This window comes from Methylobacterium symbioticum (genome assembly GCF_902141845.1).
Lineage (GTDB): Bacteria > Pseudomonadota > Alphaproteobacteria > Rhizobiales > Beijerinckiaceae > Methylobacterium > Methylobacterium symbioticum.
The window spans coordinates 38,663-56,998 of record NZ_CABFPH010000002.1 but is presented as its reverse complement, the minus strand read 5'-3'; the positions used below and the strand labels follow the sequence as shown (position 1 = coordinate 56,998).

21 protein-coding genes are annotated in these 18,336 nt (G+C 71.2%); 6 read left to right on the top strand and 15 right to left on the bottom strand.

What is annotated here, in order from left to right; translation table 11 throughout:
• Nucleotides 1-146: 146 nt before the first annotated feature.
• The gene (locus tag MET9862_RS01145; protein WP_142581277.1) at nucleotides 147-1,028 is read left to right on the top strand and encodes a 3-hydroxybutyryl-CoA dehydrogenase; all 882 of its coding nucleotides are present in this window, start codon (nucleotides 147-149) and stop codon (nucleotides 1,026-1,028) included.
• An 80-nt stretch (nucleotides 1,029-1,108) separates the two neighbouring features.
• On the opposite strand, the gene MET9862_RS01140 is transcribed toward MET9862_RS01145, so the two are convergent.
• The 5 genes from MET9862_RS01140 to MET9862_RS01120 form a co-directional block, all read right to left on the bottom strand.
• The gene (locus MET9862_RS01140) at nucleotides 1,109-1,414 is read right to left on the bottom strand and encodes a hypothetical protein (protein WP_142581276.1); all 306 of its coding nucleotides are present in this window, start codon (nucleotides 1,412-1,414) and stop codon (nucleotides 1,109-1,111) included.
• Between the two features lie 225 nt (nucleotides 1,415-1,639).
• Nucleotides 1,640-2,650, bottom strand: coding sequence for an NAD(P)H-quinone oxidoreductase (locus MET9862_RS01135; protein WP_142581275.1), 1,011 nt, complete (start codon nucleotides 2,648-2,650; stop codon nucleotides 1,640-1,642).
• Nucleotides 2,651-2,700: 50 nt separating this feature from the next.
• The gene (gene upp, locus MET9862_RS01130) at nucleotides 2,701-3,333 is read right to left on the bottom strand and encodes a uracil phosphoribosyltransferase (RefSeq protein ID WP_142581274.1); all 633 of its coding nucleotides are present in this window, start codon (nucleotides 3,331-3,333) and stop codon (nucleotides 2,701-2,703) included.
• Nucleotides 3,334-3,481: 148 nt separating this feature from the next.
• Nucleotides 3,482-3,931 carry a DUF2852 domain-containing protein gene (locus MET9862_RS01125; RefSeq protein WP_142581273.1) on the bottom strand — a complete coding sequence of 150 codons (450 nt, stop codon included), beginning with the start codon at nucleotides 3,929-3,931 and terminating at the stop codon, nucleotides 3,482-3,484.
• Nucleotides 3,932-4,001: 70 nt separating this feature from the next.
• The gene (locus MET9862_RS01120) at nucleotides 4,002-4,628 is read right to left on the bottom strand and encodes a TetR/AcrR family transcriptional regulator (RefSeq protein WP_142581272.1); all 627 of its coding nucleotides are present in this window, start codon (nucleotides 4,626-4,628) and stop codon (nucleotides 4,002-4,004) included.
• Nucleotides 4,629-4,824: 196 nt separating this feature from the next.
• On the opposite strand from MET9862_RS01120, the gene MET9862_RS01115 reads away from it, so the two are divergent.
• The gene (locus tag MET9862_RS01115) at nucleotides 4,825-5,127 is read left to right on the top strand and encodes a hypothetical protein (protein WP_142581271.1); all 303 of its coding nucleotides are present in this window, start codon (nucleotides 4,825-4,827) and stop codon (nucleotides 5,125-5,127) included.
• Nucleotides 5,128-5,230: 103 nt separating this feature from the next.
• Nucleotides 5,231-5,644 carry a thioredoxin family protein gene (locus MET9862_RS01110; RefSeq protein ID WP_142581270.1) on the top strand — a complete coding sequence of 138 codons (414 nt, stop codon included), beginning with the start codon at nucleotides 5,231-5,233 and terminating at the stop codon, nucleotides 5,642-5,644.
• Between the two features lie 9 nt (nucleotides 5,645-5,653).
• On the opposite strand, the gene MET9862_RS01105 is transcribed toward MET9862_RS01110, so the two are convergent.
• Genes MET9862_RS01105 through MET9862_RS01095 form a run of 3 tightly spaced genes read right to left on the bottom strand, consistent with a single transcriptional unit; the run spans nucleotide 5,654 to nucleotide 8,689 of the window.
• Nucleotides 5,654-5,842, bottom strand: coding sequence for a DUF1192 domain-containing protein (locus tag MET9862_RS01105; RefSeq protein ID WP_142581269.1), 189 nt, complete (start codon nucleotides 5,840-5,842; stop codon nucleotides 5,654-5,656).
• Nucleotides 5,843-5,850: 8 nt separating this feature from the next.
• The gene (locus MET9862_RS01100) at nucleotides 5,851-7,065 is read right to left on the bottom strand and encodes a phosphopentomutase (protein WP_142581268.1); all 1,215 of its coding nucleotides are present in this window, start codon (nucleotides 7,063-7,065) and stop codon (nucleotides 5,851-5,853) included.
• Between the two features lie 4 nt (nucleotides 7,066-7,069).
• The gene (locus tag MET9862_RS01095; RefSeq protein ID WP_142581267.1) at nucleotides 7,070-8,689 is read right to left on the bottom strand and encodes an ABC transporter ATP-binding protein; all 1,620 of its coding nucleotides are present in this window, start codon (nucleotides 8,687-8,689) and stop codon (nucleotides 7,070-7,072) included.
• A 74-nt stretch (nucleotides 8,690-8,763) separates the two neighbouring features.
• Here MET9862_RS01095 and MET9862_RS01090 point away from each other — a divergent pair, with 74 nt between their 5' ends.
• The 3 genes from MET9862_RS01090 (at nucleotide 8,764) to MET9862_RS01080 (ending at nucleotide 12,189) form a co-directional block, all read left to right on the top strand.
• Complete coding sequence (locus tag MET9862_RS01090; protein WP_142581266.1) at nucleotides 8,764-10,149, top strand: CoA transferase; 1,386 nt, start codon at nucleotides 8,764-8,766, stop codon at nucleotides 10,147-10,149.
• The gene (locus MET9862_RS01085) at nucleotides 10,130-11,128 is read left to right on the top strand and encodes a lytic transglycosylase domain-containing protein (RefSeq protein ID WP_185156709.1); all 999 of its coding nucleotides are present in this window, start codon (nucleotides 10,130-10,132) and stop codon (nucleotides 11,126-11,128) included. The genes MET9862_RS01090 and MET9862_RS01085 overlap by 20 nt, the downstream gene beginning before the upstream one ends.
• Before the next feature lie 155 nt (nucleotides 11,129-11,283).
• Nucleotides 11,284-12,189, top strand: a complete 906-nt coding sequence (locus tag MET9862_RS01080) for an alpha/beta hydrolase (RefSeq protein WP_142581265.1) — start codon at nucleotides 11,284-11,286, stop codon at nucleotides 12,187-12,189.
• Nucleotides 12,190-12,269: 80 nt separating this feature from the next.
• Here MET9862_RS01080 and MET9862_RS01075 read toward each other — a convergent pair whose 3' ends face one another.
• From MET9862_RS01075 to MET9862_RS01045, 7 genes are all read right to left on the bottom strand, one after another.
• Nucleotides 12,270-12,680 carry an acyl-CoA thioesterase gene (locus MET9862_RS01075; protein WP_142581264.1) on the bottom strand — a complete coding sequence of 137 codons (411 nt, stop codon included), beginning with the start codon at nucleotides 12,678-12,680 and terminating at the stop codon, nucleotides 12,270-12,272.
• A gap of 126 nt (nucleotides 12,681-12,806) precedes the next feature.
• On the bottom strand, nucleotides 12,807-14,594 hold the full coding sequence (locus MET9862_RS01070; RefSeq protein ID WP_142581263.1) for a pyrroloquinoline quinone-dependent dehydrogenase: 1,788 nt from the start codon (nucleotides 14,592-14,594) through the stop codon (nucleotides 12,807-12,809).
• 41 nt (nucleotides 14,595-14,635) lie between these two features.
• Complete coding sequence (locus MET9862_RS01065) at nucleotides 14,636-15,166, bottom strand: ankyrin repeat domain-containing protein (protein WP_142581262.1); 531 nt, start codon at nucleotides 15,164-15,166, stop codon at nucleotides 14,636-14,638.
• A 125-nt stretch (nucleotides 15,167-15,291) separates the two neighbouring features.
• Complete coding sequence (locus MET9862_RS01060) at nucleotides 15,292-16,017, bottom strand: di-trans,poly-cis-decaprenylcistransferase (RefSeq protein ID WP_142581261.1); 726 nt, start codon at nucleotides 16,015-16,017, stop codon at nucleotides 15,292-15,294.
• A 50-nt stretch (nucleotides 16,018-16,067) separates the two neighbouring features.
• Nucleotides 16,068-16,436: a transcriptional regulator gene (locus tag MET9862_RS01055; RefSeq protein ID WP_142581260.1), complete on the bottom strand. Its 369-nt coding sequence runs from the start codon at nucleotides 16,434-16,436 to the stop codon at nucleotides 16,068-16,070.
• The gene (locus tag MET9862_RS01050) at nucleotides 16,423-17,037 is read right to left on the bottom strand and encodes a hypothetical protein (protein WP_142581259.1); all 615 of its coding nucleotides are present in this window, start codon (nucleotides 17,035-17,037) and stop codon (nucleotides 16,423-16,425) included. Before MET9862_RS01050 ends, MET9862_RS01055 begins: the two co-directional genes overlap by 14 nt.
• A gap of 140 nt (nucleotides 17,038-17,177) precedes the next feature.
• Nucleotides 17,178-18,329: an acyl-CoA dehydrogenase family protein gene (locus MET9862_RS01045; protein ID WP_142581258.1), complete on the bottom strand. Its 1,152-nt coding sequence runs from the start codon at nucleotides 18,327-18,329 to the stop codon at nucleotides 17,178-17,180.
• Nucleotides 18,330-18,336: the final 7 nt, after the last annotated feature.

Genomic DNA, 18,336 nt, shown 5'->3' with positions numbered 1-18,336 from the left:
GGGCGCGGAGGGGGGTTCTTCGGTCCGCAAACGCGGGCTAGAAGGTTTTGAATGCGCTGCGAACGGCCGGCCGTCCTCTGCCGTGCGGCCGCACTGGACAGGTCGGCCGCCGGACCGGCGGCCGACGATGGGGCTCGGATCGAGACATGGCTATCGACATCACTCGTGTCGGCATCATCGGCGCCGGACAGATGGGCAGCGGGATCGCGCAGGTCTGCGCGGCCGCCGGCCTGGACGTCCATCTGAACGACCGTGAGGCGGCGCGCATCGAGGCGGGCCTCGACGTCATCGATGCGAGCCTCGCCAAGCTCGTGTCCAAGGGCACGATGGACGAGACGGCGAGCCGCGAGGCCCGCAAGCGCATCGTCCCGGCCCGGACCTTCGCCGATCTCGGCGATTGCGACCTGATCATCGAGGCGGCCACCGAGAACGAGGCGACGAAGCGCGAGATCTTCACGAGCCTGTGCAGCGGGCTGCGGCCCGAAACGCTGGTCGCCACCAACACCTCGTCGATCTCGATCACGCGGCTGGCCGCGGCCACCGATCGGCCGGAGCGGTTCATCGGCATCCATTTCATGAACCCGGTGCCGGTGATGCAGCTCGTGGAGCTGATCCGCGGGATCGCCACCGAGGACGCGACATACGAGGCCTCGAAGGCCTTCATCGCCAAGCTCGGCAAGATCTCGACGATGTCGGAGGACTTCCCCGCCTTCATCGTCAATCGGATCCTGCTGCCGATGATCAACGAGGCGATCTACACGCTCTACGAGGGCGTCGGATCGGTCGAATCGATCGACACCGCCATGCGCCTCGGCGCAAACCATCCGATGGGTCCGCTGCAGCTTGCCGATTTCATCGGGCTCGATACCTGCCTCTCGGTCATGCAGGTGCTCTATGACGGATTGGCGGATTCGAAATATCGCCCATGCCCGCTGCTGGTGAAGTACGTCGAGGCCGGCTGGCTCGGCCGGAAGACCAAGCGCGGCTTCTACGATTATCGCGGGCCGACCCCGATTCCGACCCGCTGACCGTTCCCTCATCGAATCGAAACGGCCGGAGGCGATGAACCTCCGGCCGTTTCGTTTGCGGCAAACGTCCGAGCCGCCGATTACTTCGGCTGGTTCGGATTGGCGCTCGGCTGGGACTTCGCGGGATAAGCCGGGTTTGCGGCCGGCGTCCCGCCGGAGTTCGCCGAGGACGGCGCGTTCGACTGACCGCTGACCGAGCCGGTCACTTCCTGGCGGGCGGCATCCTGGCTCTGGCTGGCATAGTCCTTCGGCGCGTTCGCACCGTTCCAGGTCAGCAGACCGATGGTCGCCACCACCAGTAGTGCCAGGCTCGCGAGCAACACCCACAGGACCGGCTTCCCGCGCTCACCCTGGCGCGCTTCCTCGTTGTTCAACTTCTCGACCATGAAGAACCCTCGTCGGTGACGCCGGAGGCGACAGCGGGCTGCCGGCGCATGTGGAACGTCATGGCCGGCCAACGCGTCGCCGCTCGGGCGGGTTCCTGCCGAGGTCGAGCGCTCGAGCCGGATCCGATCAGGTTGCTTTAACCTGAGCGGTGAATCCGTCTCTAACCCAGTGATAGAGAACGCGTGATCCGATTGGATTGCGGGGCAATCCAATCGGCGCGTGCTCTAGCGGCCCGTCAACAGCAGGATCTTGCCGAGATGGGCGCTCGATTCCATCAATTCATGCGCTTCCCGCGCCTCCTCGAAGGGGAAGGTCGCGTGGATCACAGGCTTGATCGAGCCCGCGTCGAGCTTGGGCCAGATGTCGCGGGCCAAGCCTTCGGCGATCGCCGCCTTGTCCGCCTTCGGGCGCGGGCGCAGCGTCGATCCGGTGAAGGTCAGACGCTTCAGCATCACGGGCGTGATGTTGAGCCCATCGACCTTGTAGCCGCCCATGAGCGCGATCATCACGAGGCGCCCCTCGACGGCCAGCGAGCCGAGATTTTTCTGGAGGTAGCTGGCCCCGATCATGTCGAGGATCACGTCCACCCCCTTGCCTGCGGTCAGGCGCTGGATCTCCTCGGCGAAGTCGGCCTCGCGGTAATTGATCGCGGCATCCGCGCCGAGATCCTCGCAGAAGCGGCACTTCTCCGCCGAGCCGGCCGTGGCGAAGACCTGCGCTCCTTGCGCCTTGGCGATCTGGATCGCGGTGGAGCCGATGCCGCTCGATCCGCCATGGACGAGGAAGCTCTCGCCGGAGGCGAGCCGGCCGCGCTGGATGACGTTCGAATAGACGGTGAAGAAGGTCTCCGGGATGCCGCCGGCCTCGGCGAGCGAGAGCGGCTTCGGACGTGGCAGGCAATGGCCGGCCTCGGCGACGGCGTATTCGGCGTAGCCGCCGCTGATCACCAGGGCGCAGACCTCGTCGCCGAGCGCGTGGCCCGACACGCCGTCGCCGAGCGCGACGATGCGGCCGCCGACCTCCAGGCCGGGAATGTCCGTCGCGCCCTTCGGCGGCGGATACTTGCCCTGCCGCTGCATCAGATCCGGCCGGTTGATGCCGGCGGCCACCACCTCGATCAGGACCTGGCCCGGCCCCGGCTGCGGTACGGGCGCGGTCTCCAGGGCGATCACCTCCGGGCCGCCCGCACCGGCGTAGCGGAGCTGGCGCATGGTCTCGGGCAGGGTCGCGGGCATGGGCGTCTCCTCGTCTGTCTCGTTCGGCAGCAGGGCAAAAGCCCGTCGGGTCAGCGCGTGCCGTACATGCGGTCGCCCGCATCGCCGAGGCCCGGCACGATGTAGCCGTGGTCGTTAAGATGGCTGTCGATGCTCGCCGTCCAGATCGGCACGTCCGGATGCGCGGCCTGCAGGCGGGCGATGCCCTCGGGGGCCGCGAGCAGGCAGACGAAGCGGAGATCGTGCGCGCCGCGCTCCTTCAGGCGCTGCAGGGCAGCCACCGCCGAGTTCGCGGTCGCGAGCATCGGGTCGAGCACCAGAACCGTGCGGTCGGCGAGATCCGAGGGTGCCTTGAAATAGTATTCCACTGCCTCCAGCGTCTCGGGATCGCGGTAGAGGCCGACATGGGCGACACGGGCCGAGGGCAGCAGCGAGAGCATGCCGTCGAGGAAGCCGACGCCCGCCCGCAGGATCGGAGCCAACACGAGCTTCTTGCCCTGGATCTGCCGCCCCTCCATCGGCTCGAGCGGCGTCTCGATGGTCACGGGCTCGAGCGGCAGGTCACGGGTGACCTCGTAGGCCAGCAGCATGCCGATCTCATTGAGCAGCCGGCGGAAGCCCTGGGTCGAGCGCGCCTTGTCGCGCATCAGGGTCAGCTTGTGCTGCACCAGGGGATGGTCCACCACTGTCACCGAAGCTGCCATGCCACCTCCCGCGCACCGACCGGCAGATGGTGTGCCGAAGGCGAGGCCGGTGCGCAACGGCGCCGCGCGGCAAACGCGCATGAAAAAGGGCTCCCCGCCCGAAAGCGGGGAGCCCGGAACGCAAGCTGCGGCCGGAACGGCCCGGCGGTCAGACGCCCGTGGCGCCGTTGCCGCCATCGGCGCGACGCTTCGCCATGAAGGCGTCGAACTGCTCGCGGTCCTTGGCGCGCTTCAGTTCATCCACGAAGGCCGCGAAGGCGCGGCTCTCCTCCTCGAGGGCGCGTCGCTGAGCCTCGAGACGGTCGATCTCGTTCCGGCGATACTCCTCGAAGGCCCAGTTGCCGGTCGAGCGGCGGTTGGCCGCCTCGAAGGCCTGGGCGAAGCGCGAGGGCGCACGACCCGAGCGGGCGCGCTCCGCGAAGCCGCGCAACTCGGACAGGGCCGGGTAGCCGGCCACCTTCCAGGCGATCAGCGCGAGACCGATCGGCCACCAGTAGACGAAGGCCAGGACGATGGCGCCGATCTCGATCGAACGCCGCGGGAATGGGCCGGACTGGCAGACCTTGCCGGCAGCCCATGGGTTGGACGATGTGCTCACGAGTGCGCTCCGCCTGTCATGTGAACGCCGTTAACATGCGGGGGCGGATCCGGCCTTTCAAGACCCCGGCTCACGAAATCGGACGGCCGCTCGCGCCGTGGACCAGGGCGAGCACGCCCGCCCGCAGGAGCTCGTACTTGTCAGGGATGCCGGGGCCCTTCGGAAGGTGGCCGGCGGCCCCCAGCGTCGCGAGGCCGTGCGACAGGGCCCAGACCTCCAGGGCGATGAAGCGGGGCGCGACGCCGCCGAACCCTTCGGGAAAGGTGGATTGCAGGGCTTCGACCAGCAGGTCGAACGGACTCGGCCGACCATTCGCCGCGACCTCGACATGAAGGCCCCGCGTCTCGAAGATCGCCGCGTAATAGGCCGGCTCCTCCTCGGCGAAGGCGAGATAGGCCTCGCCCATGCGGGTGAAGCGTTCCAGCGCCGTGCCCCGGGAGGTCAGGGCGCGGGCGAGGCGCTCGGCGAGTTCGGCGAAGCCGCGGCTGGCGAGTTCCTCAAGGAGCGCCTCCCGGCCGCGGAAATGCCGGTACAGGGCGGCCGGGGTCACGCCCACGAGGCGCGCGGCGTCCACGAGGGTGAAGCCGCCGATGCCGCGCTCCGCGATGAAGCGCCGTGCGGCCTCGATCAGGGCCTCCTTGAGGTTCCCGTGATGGTAGTTGCGCCGGTCACCCGGTCCTTCGTGCCAGTGTCGCAATGACCGCTCCTGAAGGGCCGGGAGATCCTGTCGGACTCTCCCGGACCATCGCCTGATTAACAGACTCTGATGCGACTGGCAGAAACCGTCCAATGCGTGCGAATGCTGATGCCGGCAGGCGCGGCGGGACGGGCATGGCGTCGGCTCTGTAACATAGTTACATCGACGCCCTCGGGGATCGGTGGCGAGAGATTCGATGGCCTTCGTCAGTCTGAAAGCGTGGCGGGCCCGCTCGGCGGAGCAGGCAGCGTTGGCGGCGACGCTCAAGCGCGACATCGCGGCGGCGCTCGGCCTCGATCCCGTGGATTCCCTGACCGTCAACGAGATCGCCTGCCCGGATCCGGGCTGCCCGGACCTCGAGACCATCGTCCTCGTGATGCGGCTCGGAGAGCCGACGCGGGCCCTGCGCATCCGCCGCACCATGGATGCGGTCACGCCGGCCGACCTGGCGGGGCTGGCCGAGGAGGAGCGCGCGCTCCGCGCCGAGCCGCGATCCTGAGCCGCACGCCGGAGGACCGTAACCGCGGGCGCGCGTGCGGCGAACATCGGAGCGTCGAGGCAGGCCGCACGATCTGCCCGGAGGAACCGCCGAGAGCGCCGCCATGATCACCCGCCGCCACGTCGTCGCCCACGTCGTCACCCTCGTCGTCGCGCTCGCCGCACCCGCAGCCCTGCTCGGCGGTCCCGCGCGAGCCGGCGAGCCGGAACCCTTCTCGGCGGACGCGTTCGAGGCGGCCCAGAAGGCGGGGCGAGGCATCCTGGTGGTGGTCTCGGCGCCCTGGTGCCCGATCTGCCGCGCGCAGAAGCCGATCCTGGCGCGCCTCTCGGCCGAGCCGCGCTTCCAGGACCTCGTGATCTACGGCATCGATTTCGACAGCCAGAAGGATCTGCTGCGCCGATTCGACGCGCGGATGCAGAGCACGCTGATCGCCTTCAAGGGCCAGACCGAGACCGGCCGCTCGGTGGGTGAGACGCAGCCCGAATGGATCGAGGGCCTGCTCGACAAGACGTTGTGAGGACCGCCCTCAGCGCTTGAAGAAGGCGTCCGCCGCGCCGAGCGCCGCGACCTTGGCCTGGCGCGCCTCCTCCAGACGCTCGATCTCCTGGCGCAGCAGGACGATGCGCGCGGCGAGATCCTCGACCGACAGGGCGTCGAGCCGCTGGCCGATCTCGTGGGCCGTCACCGTGCGCGGCCTGTCCTCGTCGTCCCGCATCGCTGTCCTCACCACCAGGAAATGCCGTGCGCCAGCTTCGGCAGGCCGAGATGGCGCGCCACCGTCGCGCCGATATCGGCGAAGCTCGCGCGCCGGCCGATCGATCCGGCCTGCACATCGGGCCCGAAGGCCAGGACCGGGACCTGCTCGCGGGTGTGCTCGGTGCCGGTCCAGGTCGGATCGTTGCCGTGGTCGGCCGTGATCACGCAGAGGTCGCCCGGCCCCAGCGCGGCGCGGATCTCCGGCAGGCGCGCGTCGAAGGCCTCGAGCTCCGCGGCATAGCCCGGAACGTCGCGGCGATGGCCGTGCTCCGTGTCGAAATCTACGAGGTTCAGGAAGACGAGCCCGCCGTCCGGCAGGGCCCGGAAGGCGTCGAGCGCGGCGTCGAGGCAGGCGGCGTTGCCGGCGGGCTTGATCTCGGTGCCCGTGGCGCGGTGGGCGAAGATGTCGCCGATCTTGCCGACGCTGACGACCGCGCGGCCGGCCGCGAGATCGAGCAGGGTCTCGCCGGGCGGCGCCACCGAGAAGTCCTTGCGGTTGCCGGTGCGGCGGAACCCGGTCCCGGCCTCGCCGAGGAAGGGCCGGGCGATCACGCGGCCGACGCGGTAGCCGTCGCAGAGATCGCGCGCCACGCGGCAGAGGGCGTAGAGCCGCTCCAGGCCGAAGGTCTCCTCGTGCGCCGCGATCTGGAAGACGCTGTCGGCGGAGGTGTAGCAGATCGGCCGGCCCGTCCGCATGTGCTCGGGGCCGAACCGCTCGATCACCGGGATGCCCGAGGCGTGGCAATCGCCGAGAAGGCCCGGAATGCCGCCCCGCGCCACGAGGTCACGCGTCAGCGCCTCGGGGAAGGCGGGCACCGTGTCCGGGAAGTGGCCCCAGGGTTCGCGCATCGGCAGGCCGGCGATCTCCCAGTGACCGGAGGGCGTGTCCTTGCCGGCCGCCGTCTCGACGGCGTGGCCATAGGCGCCCTGAACCGCATTCGCGGGTTCGAGCCCCGGCGGAACGCGGCCGGTCGCGCCGGCCGCGGCGAGCCCGATTCCGAGGCCGGCGAGGTTCGGCAGGCGCAGGGGGCCGGCCCGCAGACCAGGGCGATCGCCATGACCGGCGGCACAGGCCTCGGCGATATGCCCGAGGGTGTCGGCCCCGGCATCGCCATAGGCGGCACCGTCCGGCGCGCCGCCGATGCCGACGGAATCGAGGACGATGAGGAAGGCGCGCGCCATCGGTTCAGGCCGGCTCGAGATCGGCGACGGTGTCGCTGCGCAGGTCGAAGGCGGCCGAGAACAGGGTGCGGGTATACTCCGTCTCGGGCGCGGCGAAGATCCGCTCGGCCGGCCCCGACTCCACCACCTGGCCGTGCTGCATGACGAGGACGTGGTTGGCCAGCGCGCGCACCACCTTCAGGTCGTGGCTGATGAACAGGTAGGCGAGGCCGCGCTCCCGCTGCAGGTCGCGCAGCAGGCCCACGATCTGCGCCTGAACCGAGCGATCGAGGGCGGAGGTCGGCTCGTCGAGGACGACGAAGCGGGGCTGCAGCACCATCGCCCGGGCGATGGCGATGCGCTGGCGCTGGCCGCCGGAGAATTCGTGCGGGTAGCGGTCCATCACCGCCGGGTCGAGCCCGACATCGTGCAATGCCTTGGCGACGATGGCGCGGCGCTCCGATCCCGAGCGGACCTGGCCCTGCACGATCAGCCCTTCGGCGACGATGTCGGCCACCGCCATGCGGGGCGAGAGCGAGCCGTAGGGGTCCTGGAAGACCACCTGCATGTCCCGCCGGAGCGGGCGCATGGCGCCGATACCGAGCCCGTCGATGGCCTGCCCCAGAAAGACGATCGGCCCATCGGAGGGGATCAGGCGCAGGAGCGCCAGTCCGAGCGTGGTCTTGCCCGAGCCCGATTCGCCGACGACGCCCACCGTCTCGCCGGCGCGCACGCGCAGCGACACGCCATCCACCGCCTTCACGTGCCCGGCCGCGCGGCGCAGGATGCCGGAGCGGATCGGAAACCAGACCTTGAGCGGACCGGCTTCCAGAAGGGTCGGCGCATCGGCCGGCACCGGGTTGGCGCGCCCCTTGGGCTCGGAGGCGATGAGGCGGCGCGTATACTCGTGCTGCGGCGCGCCGAACACGTCGGCGGCCGTTCCCGCCTCCACGATCTTGCCGGCGAGCATCACGCAGACCCGCGAGGCGATGCGCTGCACGATGCCGAGATCGTGCGTGATGAACAGCATCGCCATGCCGAGCCGCTTCTGCAGGTCGGCCAGAAGGGAGAGGATCTGGGCCTGCACCGTCACGTCGAGGGCGGTGGTCGGCTCGTCGGCCACCAGCAGGTCCGGCTCGCAGGCGAGCGCCATGGCGATCATCACCCGCTGGCGCTGGCCGCCGGAAAGCTCGTGCGGGTAGGCGCCCATGCGCCGGCCGGCATCGCGAAGGCCGACGAGTTCGAGCAGTTCGAGGATGCGCGCCCGCGCCTTGCGCCCGGTGAGGCCGCGATGGATGGCCAGCACCTCGCCGATCTGCCGCTCGATGGTGTGGAGCGGGTTGAGCGAGGTCATCGGCTCCTGGAACACCATGGTGATGTCGGCGCCGCGCACCGCGCGCATCGCGCGCTCCGGCAGGGGAACGAGGTCGCGGCCCTTGAAGCGGATCGCGCCGCCGAGCGTCGCGGCGCCGTCCACCAGCCGCAGGATCGACAGGGCGGTGACCGACTTGCCGGAGCCGGATTCCCCGACGAGCGCCACGGTCTCGCCCGGCTCGATGGTGAAGCTGACGCCGTCGACGGCGCGCGTGCCTGCGCCCGGAAACGTGACGGAGAGATTCTCGACGGAAAGCAGCGGCTCGGGCATCACACGCGGGTTCGGGCGGCGGATCGTCGGCCGGTTATAGCGCGGGCGCGGTGCCACGGCGAACGGGGCTTGTCATGGCGGCATGCGACTGTCTCCGCATCATCTGGGCGGCTCTCGGCGCTCCCGCCGCCGCGCTCGAGCGGGCAGCCTTCACCGGGGAGGGGGCGCTGCCGGCCCTGTTCGCGGTCACCGATCTCGCTGCCGGCTCGGTCGCCGCAGCCGGCCTCGCTCTCGCCGAGCTGGCAGCGCTGAGGAGGGCTGCGCCGGCCTCCGTCACGGTGGATCGGCGCCTCGCCGCGTTCTGGTTCGCGTCTTCGGTTCGGCCCATCGGATGGACCGTCCCCGCGCCCTGGGACCCGATCGCGGGCGATTACGAGACCCGCGACGGCTGGATCCGCCTGCACACCAACGCGCCCCATCACCGCGCGGCGGCCGAGCGGGTGCTCGGCACGCAATCCGACCGGGCCGGGATGGCGGCGGCGGTGGCGCGCTGGACCAAGGCCGATCTCGAAGCGGCGGTGCTCGCCGAGGGAGGCTGTGCCGCCGAGATGCGCAGCCTTGCGGCGTGGCTGGCGCACCCGCAGGGCGTGGCGGTCGCGGCCGAGCCGCTGGTCGCCGCGATCGGCGAGGCGGCGTCCGGCCGGACGCGGTGGCGCCCGACCCGGGAGCGCCCGCTCAACGGCTTGCGCGTGCTCGACCTGACCCGGGGGCTGGCCGGTCCGGTCGCGACGCGGTTTCTCGCGGGCTACGGGGCCGCCGTGCTGCGGATCGATCCGCCGGGCTGGGACGAGCCCGCTCTGGTGCCCGACATCACCGCCGGCAAGGCCTGCGCTCGGCTCGATCTCCGTGACGCCGAGGAGCGCGCGCGGTTCGAGGCGCTTTTGGCGGGTGCCGATATCCTGCTGCATGGCTACCGGCCCGGCGCGCTGGAACACCTCGGCTACGGCGAGGCCGCGCGGCGGGCGCTGGCGCCGGGCCTGATCGATGTGCGGCTCGATGCCTATGGCTGGACCGGCCCCTGGGCCGGGCGCCGCGGCTTCGACAGCCTCGTTCAGATGAGCGCCGGCATCGCCGAGGCGGGGCAGGCGGGGCGCGGCGCCGACAGGCCGGTGCCGCTGCCGGTGCAGGCCCTGGACCACGCCACCGGCTACATCCTTGCCGCGACGGCACTGCGCGGGTTGCACCGCCGGGAGGCGGAGGGCAGCGCGCTCACCGCGAGGCTGTCGCTGGCACGCACCGCCAAGCTCCTGACCGATGCCGGGCCCCAGGGTCCGGAACCGCCTCTGGCGCCCGAGACCGAGGCGGATCTCGACGCCGCGACGGAAGCGACCGCCTGGGGCCCGGCGCGGCGGCTGCGCTCCCCGCTCGTCGTCGGCGCGCTGCCGATGCGCTTCGCGCGTCCCGCCCGGACGCTCGGCAGCGCGCCGGCCAGGTGGGCCGATGCGGAGAGCGCGGATTGATCGCGCCGCCCGGAACACTAGAACCCGGGCCGTGACCGCTTTCCTGTTCCGGATCCTCGCCGCGCTCGGCGCGCTCCTCGCCGCCGGTGTCGCGCAGGCCGCGCCCTCCGAAGGGGCGACCGAGACCGTCGAGCAGGCGCTCTGCCGCCTCATCGAGGGCTCGGCCAAGACGCGCGGCCTGCCCGTTCCCTTCCTGACCCGCCTGATCTGGCGCGAGAGCAGCTTTCGCGTGGGCGTGGTCAGCCCGGCCGGCGCGCAGGGCGTGGCGCAGTTCATGCCGGGCACCGCCCGGGAGCGTGGGCTGCTCGATCCCTTCGATCCCGAGCAGGCGATCCCGCACGCCGCGCATCTCCTCGCCGACCTCAAGCGGCAATTCGGCAATCTCGGCCTCGCCGCGGCGGCCTATAATGGCGGCGCACAACGCGTGACGAACTGGCTCGCGGGCAGCGGCGGCCTCCCGGCCGAGACCCGCGCCTACGTGCTCTGGATCACCGGCAGCCCCGCCGAGGATTGGCGCGGCGGGCAGCGGGGCACGATCGAGTTTCCCGAGGGCGGCGAGCCCAAGAAGGACGCGGAGATCAAGAAGGACGCCGAAGCCAAGGATGCCAAGCAGGCGAAGGCCGAGATCCCGGCCGAGACGCACCAGACCTGCCTGCAGACCACCGCGGCCCTGCGCATCCCGTCCCGCGGCGACCGCTTCGCCATCGGGCCGAACGAGGGGCCGGCGGCGCCCTGGGGCATCCAGCTCGCCGGCAATTTCTCGAAGTCGCTCGCCCTGGCGAGCTTCCAGAGGGCGCGCACCGCCTATGCCAAGGCGATCGGCGAGGTCCGCCCGATGATCATCGGGACGCGCCTGCGCAACCGGGGCACGCGGGCATTCTACCGGGTGCGCATCCCGGCCGAGAGCCGGCAGGCGGCCGATGCGGTGTGCGGGCGGATCCGCGGCGCCGGCGGCGCCTGCATCGTCCTGAAGACCTAGAGTTGCCGCCGCATCCGCCCGCCATTGGCCGCCGCGCGTCGGTTTCCCCGTGAGCGCACGCATTCTTTGATCGGCCGCTGGGTTCGGCCGCTTTCGCGTCATGAATCCGCCCGGAGGACGGGCTTCCTTGGGGCAAAGGGGCAATCGGGCACAGCATGACACGCGTTCTCACCGCACTCGCCAGTCTGGTCTGCCTCGTTCTCGCGGCCTTCGGGATCGCGGCCGGGTCGCCGCTGTCGCTGTTCGACGCCATCGGGCCGCGCGATCCTGGCGGCCGGCAGGCTCTGCGCGACGAGCCCTTCGGTGAGGGCGACCGGCGCCGCCTCGACGTCTACGTGCCGGTGGGGGCGTCCGACCGGGCTCCCGTGCTGATCTTCTTCTATGGCGGTTCCTGGCAGAGCGGCACCAAGGACGACTACGCCTTCGTGGGCCAGGCGCTCGCGGCGCAGGGTTTCGTGACCGTGGTGCCGGATTACCGGCTGTTTCCCGAGAGCCCGTTCCCGGGCTTCCTGGAGGATGGGGCCCAGGCGGTGGCCTGGGTGCGCGACAACATCGCGGCCTATGGCGGCGATCCCCGCCGGATCGTCCTCGCCGGCCATTCGGCCGGCGCCTACAACGCGGTGATGCTCGGCCTCGACCCGAGCTATCTGCGCGCAGCCGGCGTCGATCCGCGGGTGATCCGCGCGGTGGCCGGCCTCTCCGGCCCCTACGATTTCGCGCCCTTCGACACCGAGACCTCGATCCGCGTCTTCGGGGGAGCGCCCGACCCGGCCGCGACCCAGCCCGTGACCTTCGCCGGCCCGAACGCGCCGCCGGCCTTCCTGGCGACCGGCGAGGCCGACACAGTCGTGCGCCCGCGCAACACCCAGAGCCTCGCCGCGAAGCTGCGCGCGGCGCATGTGCCGGTGCAGGAGCGGATCTATCCGCGCCTCGACCACAGCGACCCGCTGCTCGCTCTCTCCGTCACCTTCCGCTCCAAGGCGCCGGTGCTCGCCGAGATGGCGGCCTTCCTGAAGGGCCAAGCCCTCAACAGGCAGCAGGTGACCGTCGGAGTGCGGTAAGGACCCAAGGAACGGAGGGCCCCGCGCGATCCCGAACGATCTCCCTCTCCGGCAGAGGGGCGAGGGTGCGCCTTATCCGCTCACATCGCCGGCACCACCCGTGGCCGGCGGTCCGGCCCGATCGCCACGAAGGTGAAGATCCCCTCCGTCACCTTGCGCGTCGTCTCGCTCTCGCGCTCGCGCCGCCAGACTTCGACGTGGATGCGGATCGAGGTGCGCCCGACCTTCAGGATCTGCGCGTAGATGCTGACCTCGTCGCCGACGAAGACGGGGTGGTGGAAGGTCATCGCCTCCACCGAGATCGTGGCACAGCGCCCGCGCGCGCGGCGCGCGGCGACGTTGCCCGCCGCCAGATCCATCTGCGCCATCAGCCAGCCGCCGAAGATGTCGCCGGCCGGATTGGTGTCGGACGGCATCGCGATGGTCCGGATGACCGGAGCCCCGCGATCCTGCGGCTGAACGGCCTCGGCCAGCATCGTCTCTGCGCTCATCGATCCCCCGGATTGTCCGTGCCGAGAGCATCTTCCATGATCCCTGGATCACGGAAAACGCTCTATCTATCTGATCCTGCCGCGTTTTCTTTCGCGGAACCGGCGACCACGTCCGCGGAAAATGCTCTAATCAGGCAGCGCGAACACCACGAGAGCATCTCCCGTGCCGAAGCCGGACGCCTTGGTGAAGGACGCGCCGCCCGCGGCGACCGCCACATATTGCCGCCCGTCGAGGGCATAGGTGATCGCCGGGCCGCTGATGCCCGCTCCGCACTGGAAGCGCCAGAGGATCTTGCCGGTCTCGGCATCATGGGCGTCGAGATGGCCGTCCTCCTCGCCGGAGAAGACCAGGCCGCCCGCCGTGGCGAGCGTCCCGCCCGACAGGCGGCTGCCCGCGCGCGCCGACCAGGCGATGCGGCCGGTCCGGGCGAGGTCCACGGCGGTCAGCGTGCTGAAGCTCGGCTCGCCCTTGGCCTCGCTGGTCTCTGTGTAGCGGATCTCGGGACGGCCGGGAGCGCCGGGAACCGATTTCACCGTGTAGGTCGCGGCCCCGTGCCGGACCTGGATAAAGGCGAGGCCGCGGGCCGCATCGTAGGCGGTCGGCGGCCAGGAGACCGCCCCGAGCGGTCCCGGGCTCACCACCGTGCCCTCCGGGCTCGGCGGCTGGTACAGGTTCTTGTGGGTGATCAGCGGCTCGGAGCGCGCGAGCAGGGCGCCGGTCGCTCGGTCGTGCACGTAGACCCAGCCCGTCTTGCTCGCCGAGGCGACCGCCTTCACCGTGCGGCCATCGGCCGTGCGGTGATCGAGGAGCACGGGCGGGCTCGCCACGTCGTAGCCCCATTCCTCGTGCGGCACCTGCTGATAGTGCCAGCGCAGCTGCCCGGTGCGCAGGTCGAGGGCGACGAGGCTCATCGTGTAGAGGTTGTCGCCCGGCCGCGAGAGGCCGAAATTCTGCGGCGCCGGGTTGCCGGTGCCGAGATAGATCAGGCCGAGATCCGGGTCGTAGGCCGGCGTCATCCAGAGCGAGCCGCCGCCCACGCGCCAGGCGTCGCGGTTGGCCGGGGCGGCCGCCTTCTCGGCGGCGATGTCGCGATGGAGCGGCACGCCGTCGGCGGTCGCGGTGACGAAATCGCCTTCCCAGCCATCGGCCTTGGTGACGTACCAGCGCCAGCGCTCGGCGCCGGTCTTCGCGTCGTAGGCCGCGAGCCAGCCGCGCCGTCCGTAGCCGCCCTCGATGCCGACGACGGAGCCGCCGTCGAGGCCGCCGCGCTCGTCCTCCACATGCAGGCCGTAGCCCGCCCCGGTGACACCGACGATGACGAGGCCACCCGCCACCAGCGGCGGCATCTTGAAGCCCAGCCGGCTCGACCCCTGGACCGGCTTGCCGCCGAGCGTCTGCGCGAGCCCGGACGCCGTCTCGGTCTCACCCTCCTCCGGGCGCACAGCCTCGTGGTCCCAGGCGACCGCGCCGGTCTTCGCGTCGAGGGCGATCACGCGCCCGTCCATGGTCGCCTGAAAGACGAGGCCGTCCGACACGGCGAGACCGCGATTCGAGGGTGGCCCGAAGATCTTCTCCGTCCGCGCCTTGTGCGTGTAGGTCCAGACCACGCGGCCCGTGCGCGCGTCGAGCGCCGCGACGTTGTTGCCGGTGGTCGAGACGTAGAGCGTGCCGTCGACCATGATCGGCTGCGCCTGGAAGTAGCCGGTCACCCCGGTCTGGAACAGCCAGGCGGGGCGCAGCCGCGCCACGTTCCCGCGGTCGATCAGGCTGAGCCCCGAGAAGTTCGCGTTGCTGGCATCGTGCCCGAAGGCCGGCCAATCCGCGTCGGCGGCGCAGCCGGGACCGGACACGGACAGGCCGAGCAGACAGGCCAGCGACAGCGCCCGGCCGAGCGCGGTGGATCTCGCCGCCATGGTGTCCTCCCGATTGTTCGTCTTGGTCCCGGATCGCCGCCTCAGGGCTGCCGGCGCGGCGCCTGGGCCAGAAGGCCGGGTGTGGCCTGCGCGCCCATCGCCTGCGCCATCTCCGCGGCGGTCTTGCCGCCGGCGTCGCGGCGGTCCGGATCGGCGCCGCGCGCAAGCAGCAGCTCGACGATCTCGGTGCGGTCGAACATCGCCGCGACCATCAGGGCGGTGCGGCCGCCCTCGCCGCTGCCGTCCACGGCGGCGCCGTGGTCGAGCAGCATCCGGACGATCTCGACCTCGCCCTTGAAGGCAGCTCCGGCGAGCGGCGTCTGGCCGCGATCGTTGGCGAGCTCGGGATCGCCCCCGGCGCCCAGGATCACCCGCACCGCGTCGGGCTGGCCGTTATAGGCGGCGAGCATCAGGAGGCTGTCGCCCTTGTCGTTGCGGATATTGGCGGGAAGCCCCCGGCCGAACAGCTCGGCGAGCTCCTCCGCATGGCCCATCCGGGCGAACTGGAAGATGCGGCCGGCGAAGGCGAGCGTCTCGGCATCGAGGGCGGGCGGGGAGGGGGCGTCGGTCATCGATGATCTCGCGTGGCACGCACTGGAATGCCCGCGGGATCTGGCGCCGGGTGCCGGCGCTGTCCAGTCGTCAGGACTTGGTCGTCAGGGCCGATCCCACCGGGATCGCGGTCCGGGATCCCCCTTCAGGCGGCGGCCGGCACCTTCGGGTTGGTCAGCCCGCCGAACCGGCGGTCCCGGCGGCGGAACTCGGCCACCGCCTCGGCGAGGTCGCCCTCGCCGAATTCGGGCCACATCCGCTCGGTGAAGTGAAGCTCGGCATAGGCCGCCTCCCAGAGCAGGAAGTCCGAGAGCCGCTTCTCGCCGCCGGTGCGGATCAGGAGGTCCACATCGACTGGCGAGCCGTGCATCTCGCCCGCCACCATCTGGCCGAACCCGGCCCGTCCGATCTCCGGATCCTGCAACCGCGCGGCGGCTGCGATGATCGCGTCGCGGGCCGAGTAATCGACCGCGATGCGCAGATGCAGGCGCTCGCCCGCTGCGGTCGCGGCCTCCGCCGCCTGGATCGCCTGGGCGATGCCGTCGGGCAGGCGGTCGCGGCGGCCGATCACGCTGAGCCGCGTCCCGGTGCGGGCGAGCCGGGCGGTCTCGTTGCGGAGATAGGTGCGCAGCAGGCGCATCAGGCCGCCGACCTCGTCGGCCGGCCGCTGCCAATTGTCGGCGGAGAAGGCGTAGAGCGTCAGCGTGCCGATGCCGAGATCGGGGCAGGCCTCGGCCGTGACGCGGATCGCCTCAACGCCGCGCCGATGCCCGGCGATGCGCGGAAGGCCGCGCTGCGTGGCCCAATGCCCATTGCCGTCCATGATGATCGCCGCGTGCAGACCGGATCTCGCGGCGGTCGGGCTTTGCATCGTAAAGTCTCCGATCGGTCGGCTGGCCGAGGTAATGCGCCGCACGGGCGTCAGGCTGTCTTGGTCGAGAAATCGGGCGCGCGTTCGGCAGCTTTGGCGGTGTCGCGCACCACCTGCTCAAGAACGGCGAGATAGTCGAGGAAGCGGCTGCGCCCGGCCGGCGTCAGCCGGCAGACGGTCTGCGGCCGCTTCTGGGATTGGGCCTTCTCCAGGCTGACGAGGTCGGCCTCCTGCAGTACGGCGAGGTGGCGGCTGAGGTTGCCGTCCGTCAGGTTGCACAGGCGCTTCAGGTCGGGGAACGGCAGGCCTTTCGGATGGGCGACGAGGGAGGTTAGCACGCTGAGGCGCGCCTTCTCGTGGATCACCCGGTCGAGTCCCTCATAGGAGAAGCGACCGTGCTCGCGCTCAGAGATCGGCATCGCAGGCTCCCGCACGGTGAAGGATGAGGGCGAGCCAGCCCTGGCCGACCATGAAGGGCACGCCCATCAGCCAAGGCGACAGGCCGTGCGTCGCGCTGGCGAGCGCCAGCCCGGCGAGGCCCGCGAGCAAGTACCAGGCCGCCACCATCTGGACCCGGCGGGGCAGGATGCGGGAGGCGGCGAACAGGCCAAGCCCCATCAGCACCTGCCAGAGGCCGGGCAGCATCCACAGCGCCTCAGGCGCGAAGCGGGCCACCACGAGGCCGAGGCAGGCGCCCACGCCGGCGGTGGGCAGGAACACCTCGATGGCGTTCCCGATCATCGCGCCGGCGAGCCCCGAATGCAGGCGGCGCGAGCGACGCACCGCCTCGACGCCGACCAGAGCGAAGGCCAGGAGGGCCGCGCCGATCCAGAGAGAGAAGAACAGGAGCGGCCGAGCCTTCAGATCGCCGAGCAGCAGGGCCTGGCCGCAGGCGACCACCAGGGCGACGAGGCCCGTGGCCGCCACCGTCGCGGCGCCGAGGCCGCGGAAGGTGGTGTCGCGCGCGATCTGGCTGCGGATCGCGACGATGTCGGCCAACGCTCTGTCGAGCTCGTGCATGAACCCCACCCCCGGCGCGACGCGCTTTGCAATGCAAAGTATCGCGGAAGGCCTGCCGGGACAAGGCTGCTCCGTCAATTGCCGCAACGCAACAGCGAAGTGCCGATCGGAATCGCGAAGCCGGAATCTGTTTTCGCCGCTCAGGCCGCGATCAGGCCGCCGTCCTCGGCCACTCGACGCAAATGGTGGGGCGTGTCGCCGAACTGGTACTCGATCATCGCGAGGCGCTTGAAGTGATGGGCGCCGATATATTCGAGGGTCATGCCGATGCCGCCATGGAGCTGCACCGCCTCCTGGCCCACCAGGCGACAGGCCTTGTTGACTTGGACCTTCACGGCGGCGAGCGCGGCGGCGCGCTCGGCCGCGTCCGGGGCCTCGACCATCATGGCGGCGTAGAGGGCCATGGAACGGGCCTGCTCCAGAGCGATCATCATGTCGACGGCCCGGTGCTGGAGGGCCTGAAAGCTGCCGACCGGCACGCCGAACTGCTTGCGGGTCTTCAGGTATTCGACGGTCAAGGCGTGCAGCGCCTCCATCGAGCCGACCGCCTCGGCAGCGAGCGCCGCGATGCCGTGCTCGACCGTGCGGGCGAGGAGCGGCAGGCCGTTCTGCGGATCGCCGAGCACCGCATCCGCACCGATGCGGACCCCCGACAGGCTCACCTCGGCCGCGCGGCCGCCGTCCTGGGTGGGGTAGGGCTGGATCGAGAGGCCGGCGGCATCGGCGGGCACCAGGAACAGGCCGATGCCGTGCGGGTCGCGCCGCTCGCCGGCACTGCGGGCGCTGACCACGAGGAGGCCGGCGGCGTCGGCGTTCAGGACGACGCATTTCTGGCCGTCGAGCAGGTAGCCGTCGCCGTCGCGCCGCGCGGTGGTGGCGACGTCGTGGAGATCGTAGCGCGATTGCCGCTCGGTCTGGGCCAGGGTCAGCCGCAGGGATCCGTCGATCACGCCGGGGAGGAAGCGCGCGCGCTGCGTCGCGTCGGCGCCGAGGCGGAGAGCCGTGCCGCCGAGGACGGCACTCGCCAGGTAAGGCTCAACCGCGAGCGTCCGGCCGATCGCCTCCATCACGATCATGGTCTCGACCGGGCCGCCGCCGAAGCCGCCATCATCCTCGGCGAAGGGCAGCCCGAGCAGGCCGAGTTCGGCGAGGCTGCGCCAGCCCTCCTCCGGGAAGCCCAGAGAGGCGGCAATCCGCGCCTGCCGCCTCTCCAGGGACGGGTAGGCATCGGCGAGGGCGCGCGTGACGCTGTCGCGCAGCAGGCCCTGCTCCTCGCTGAAATCGAAATCCATGGATTTT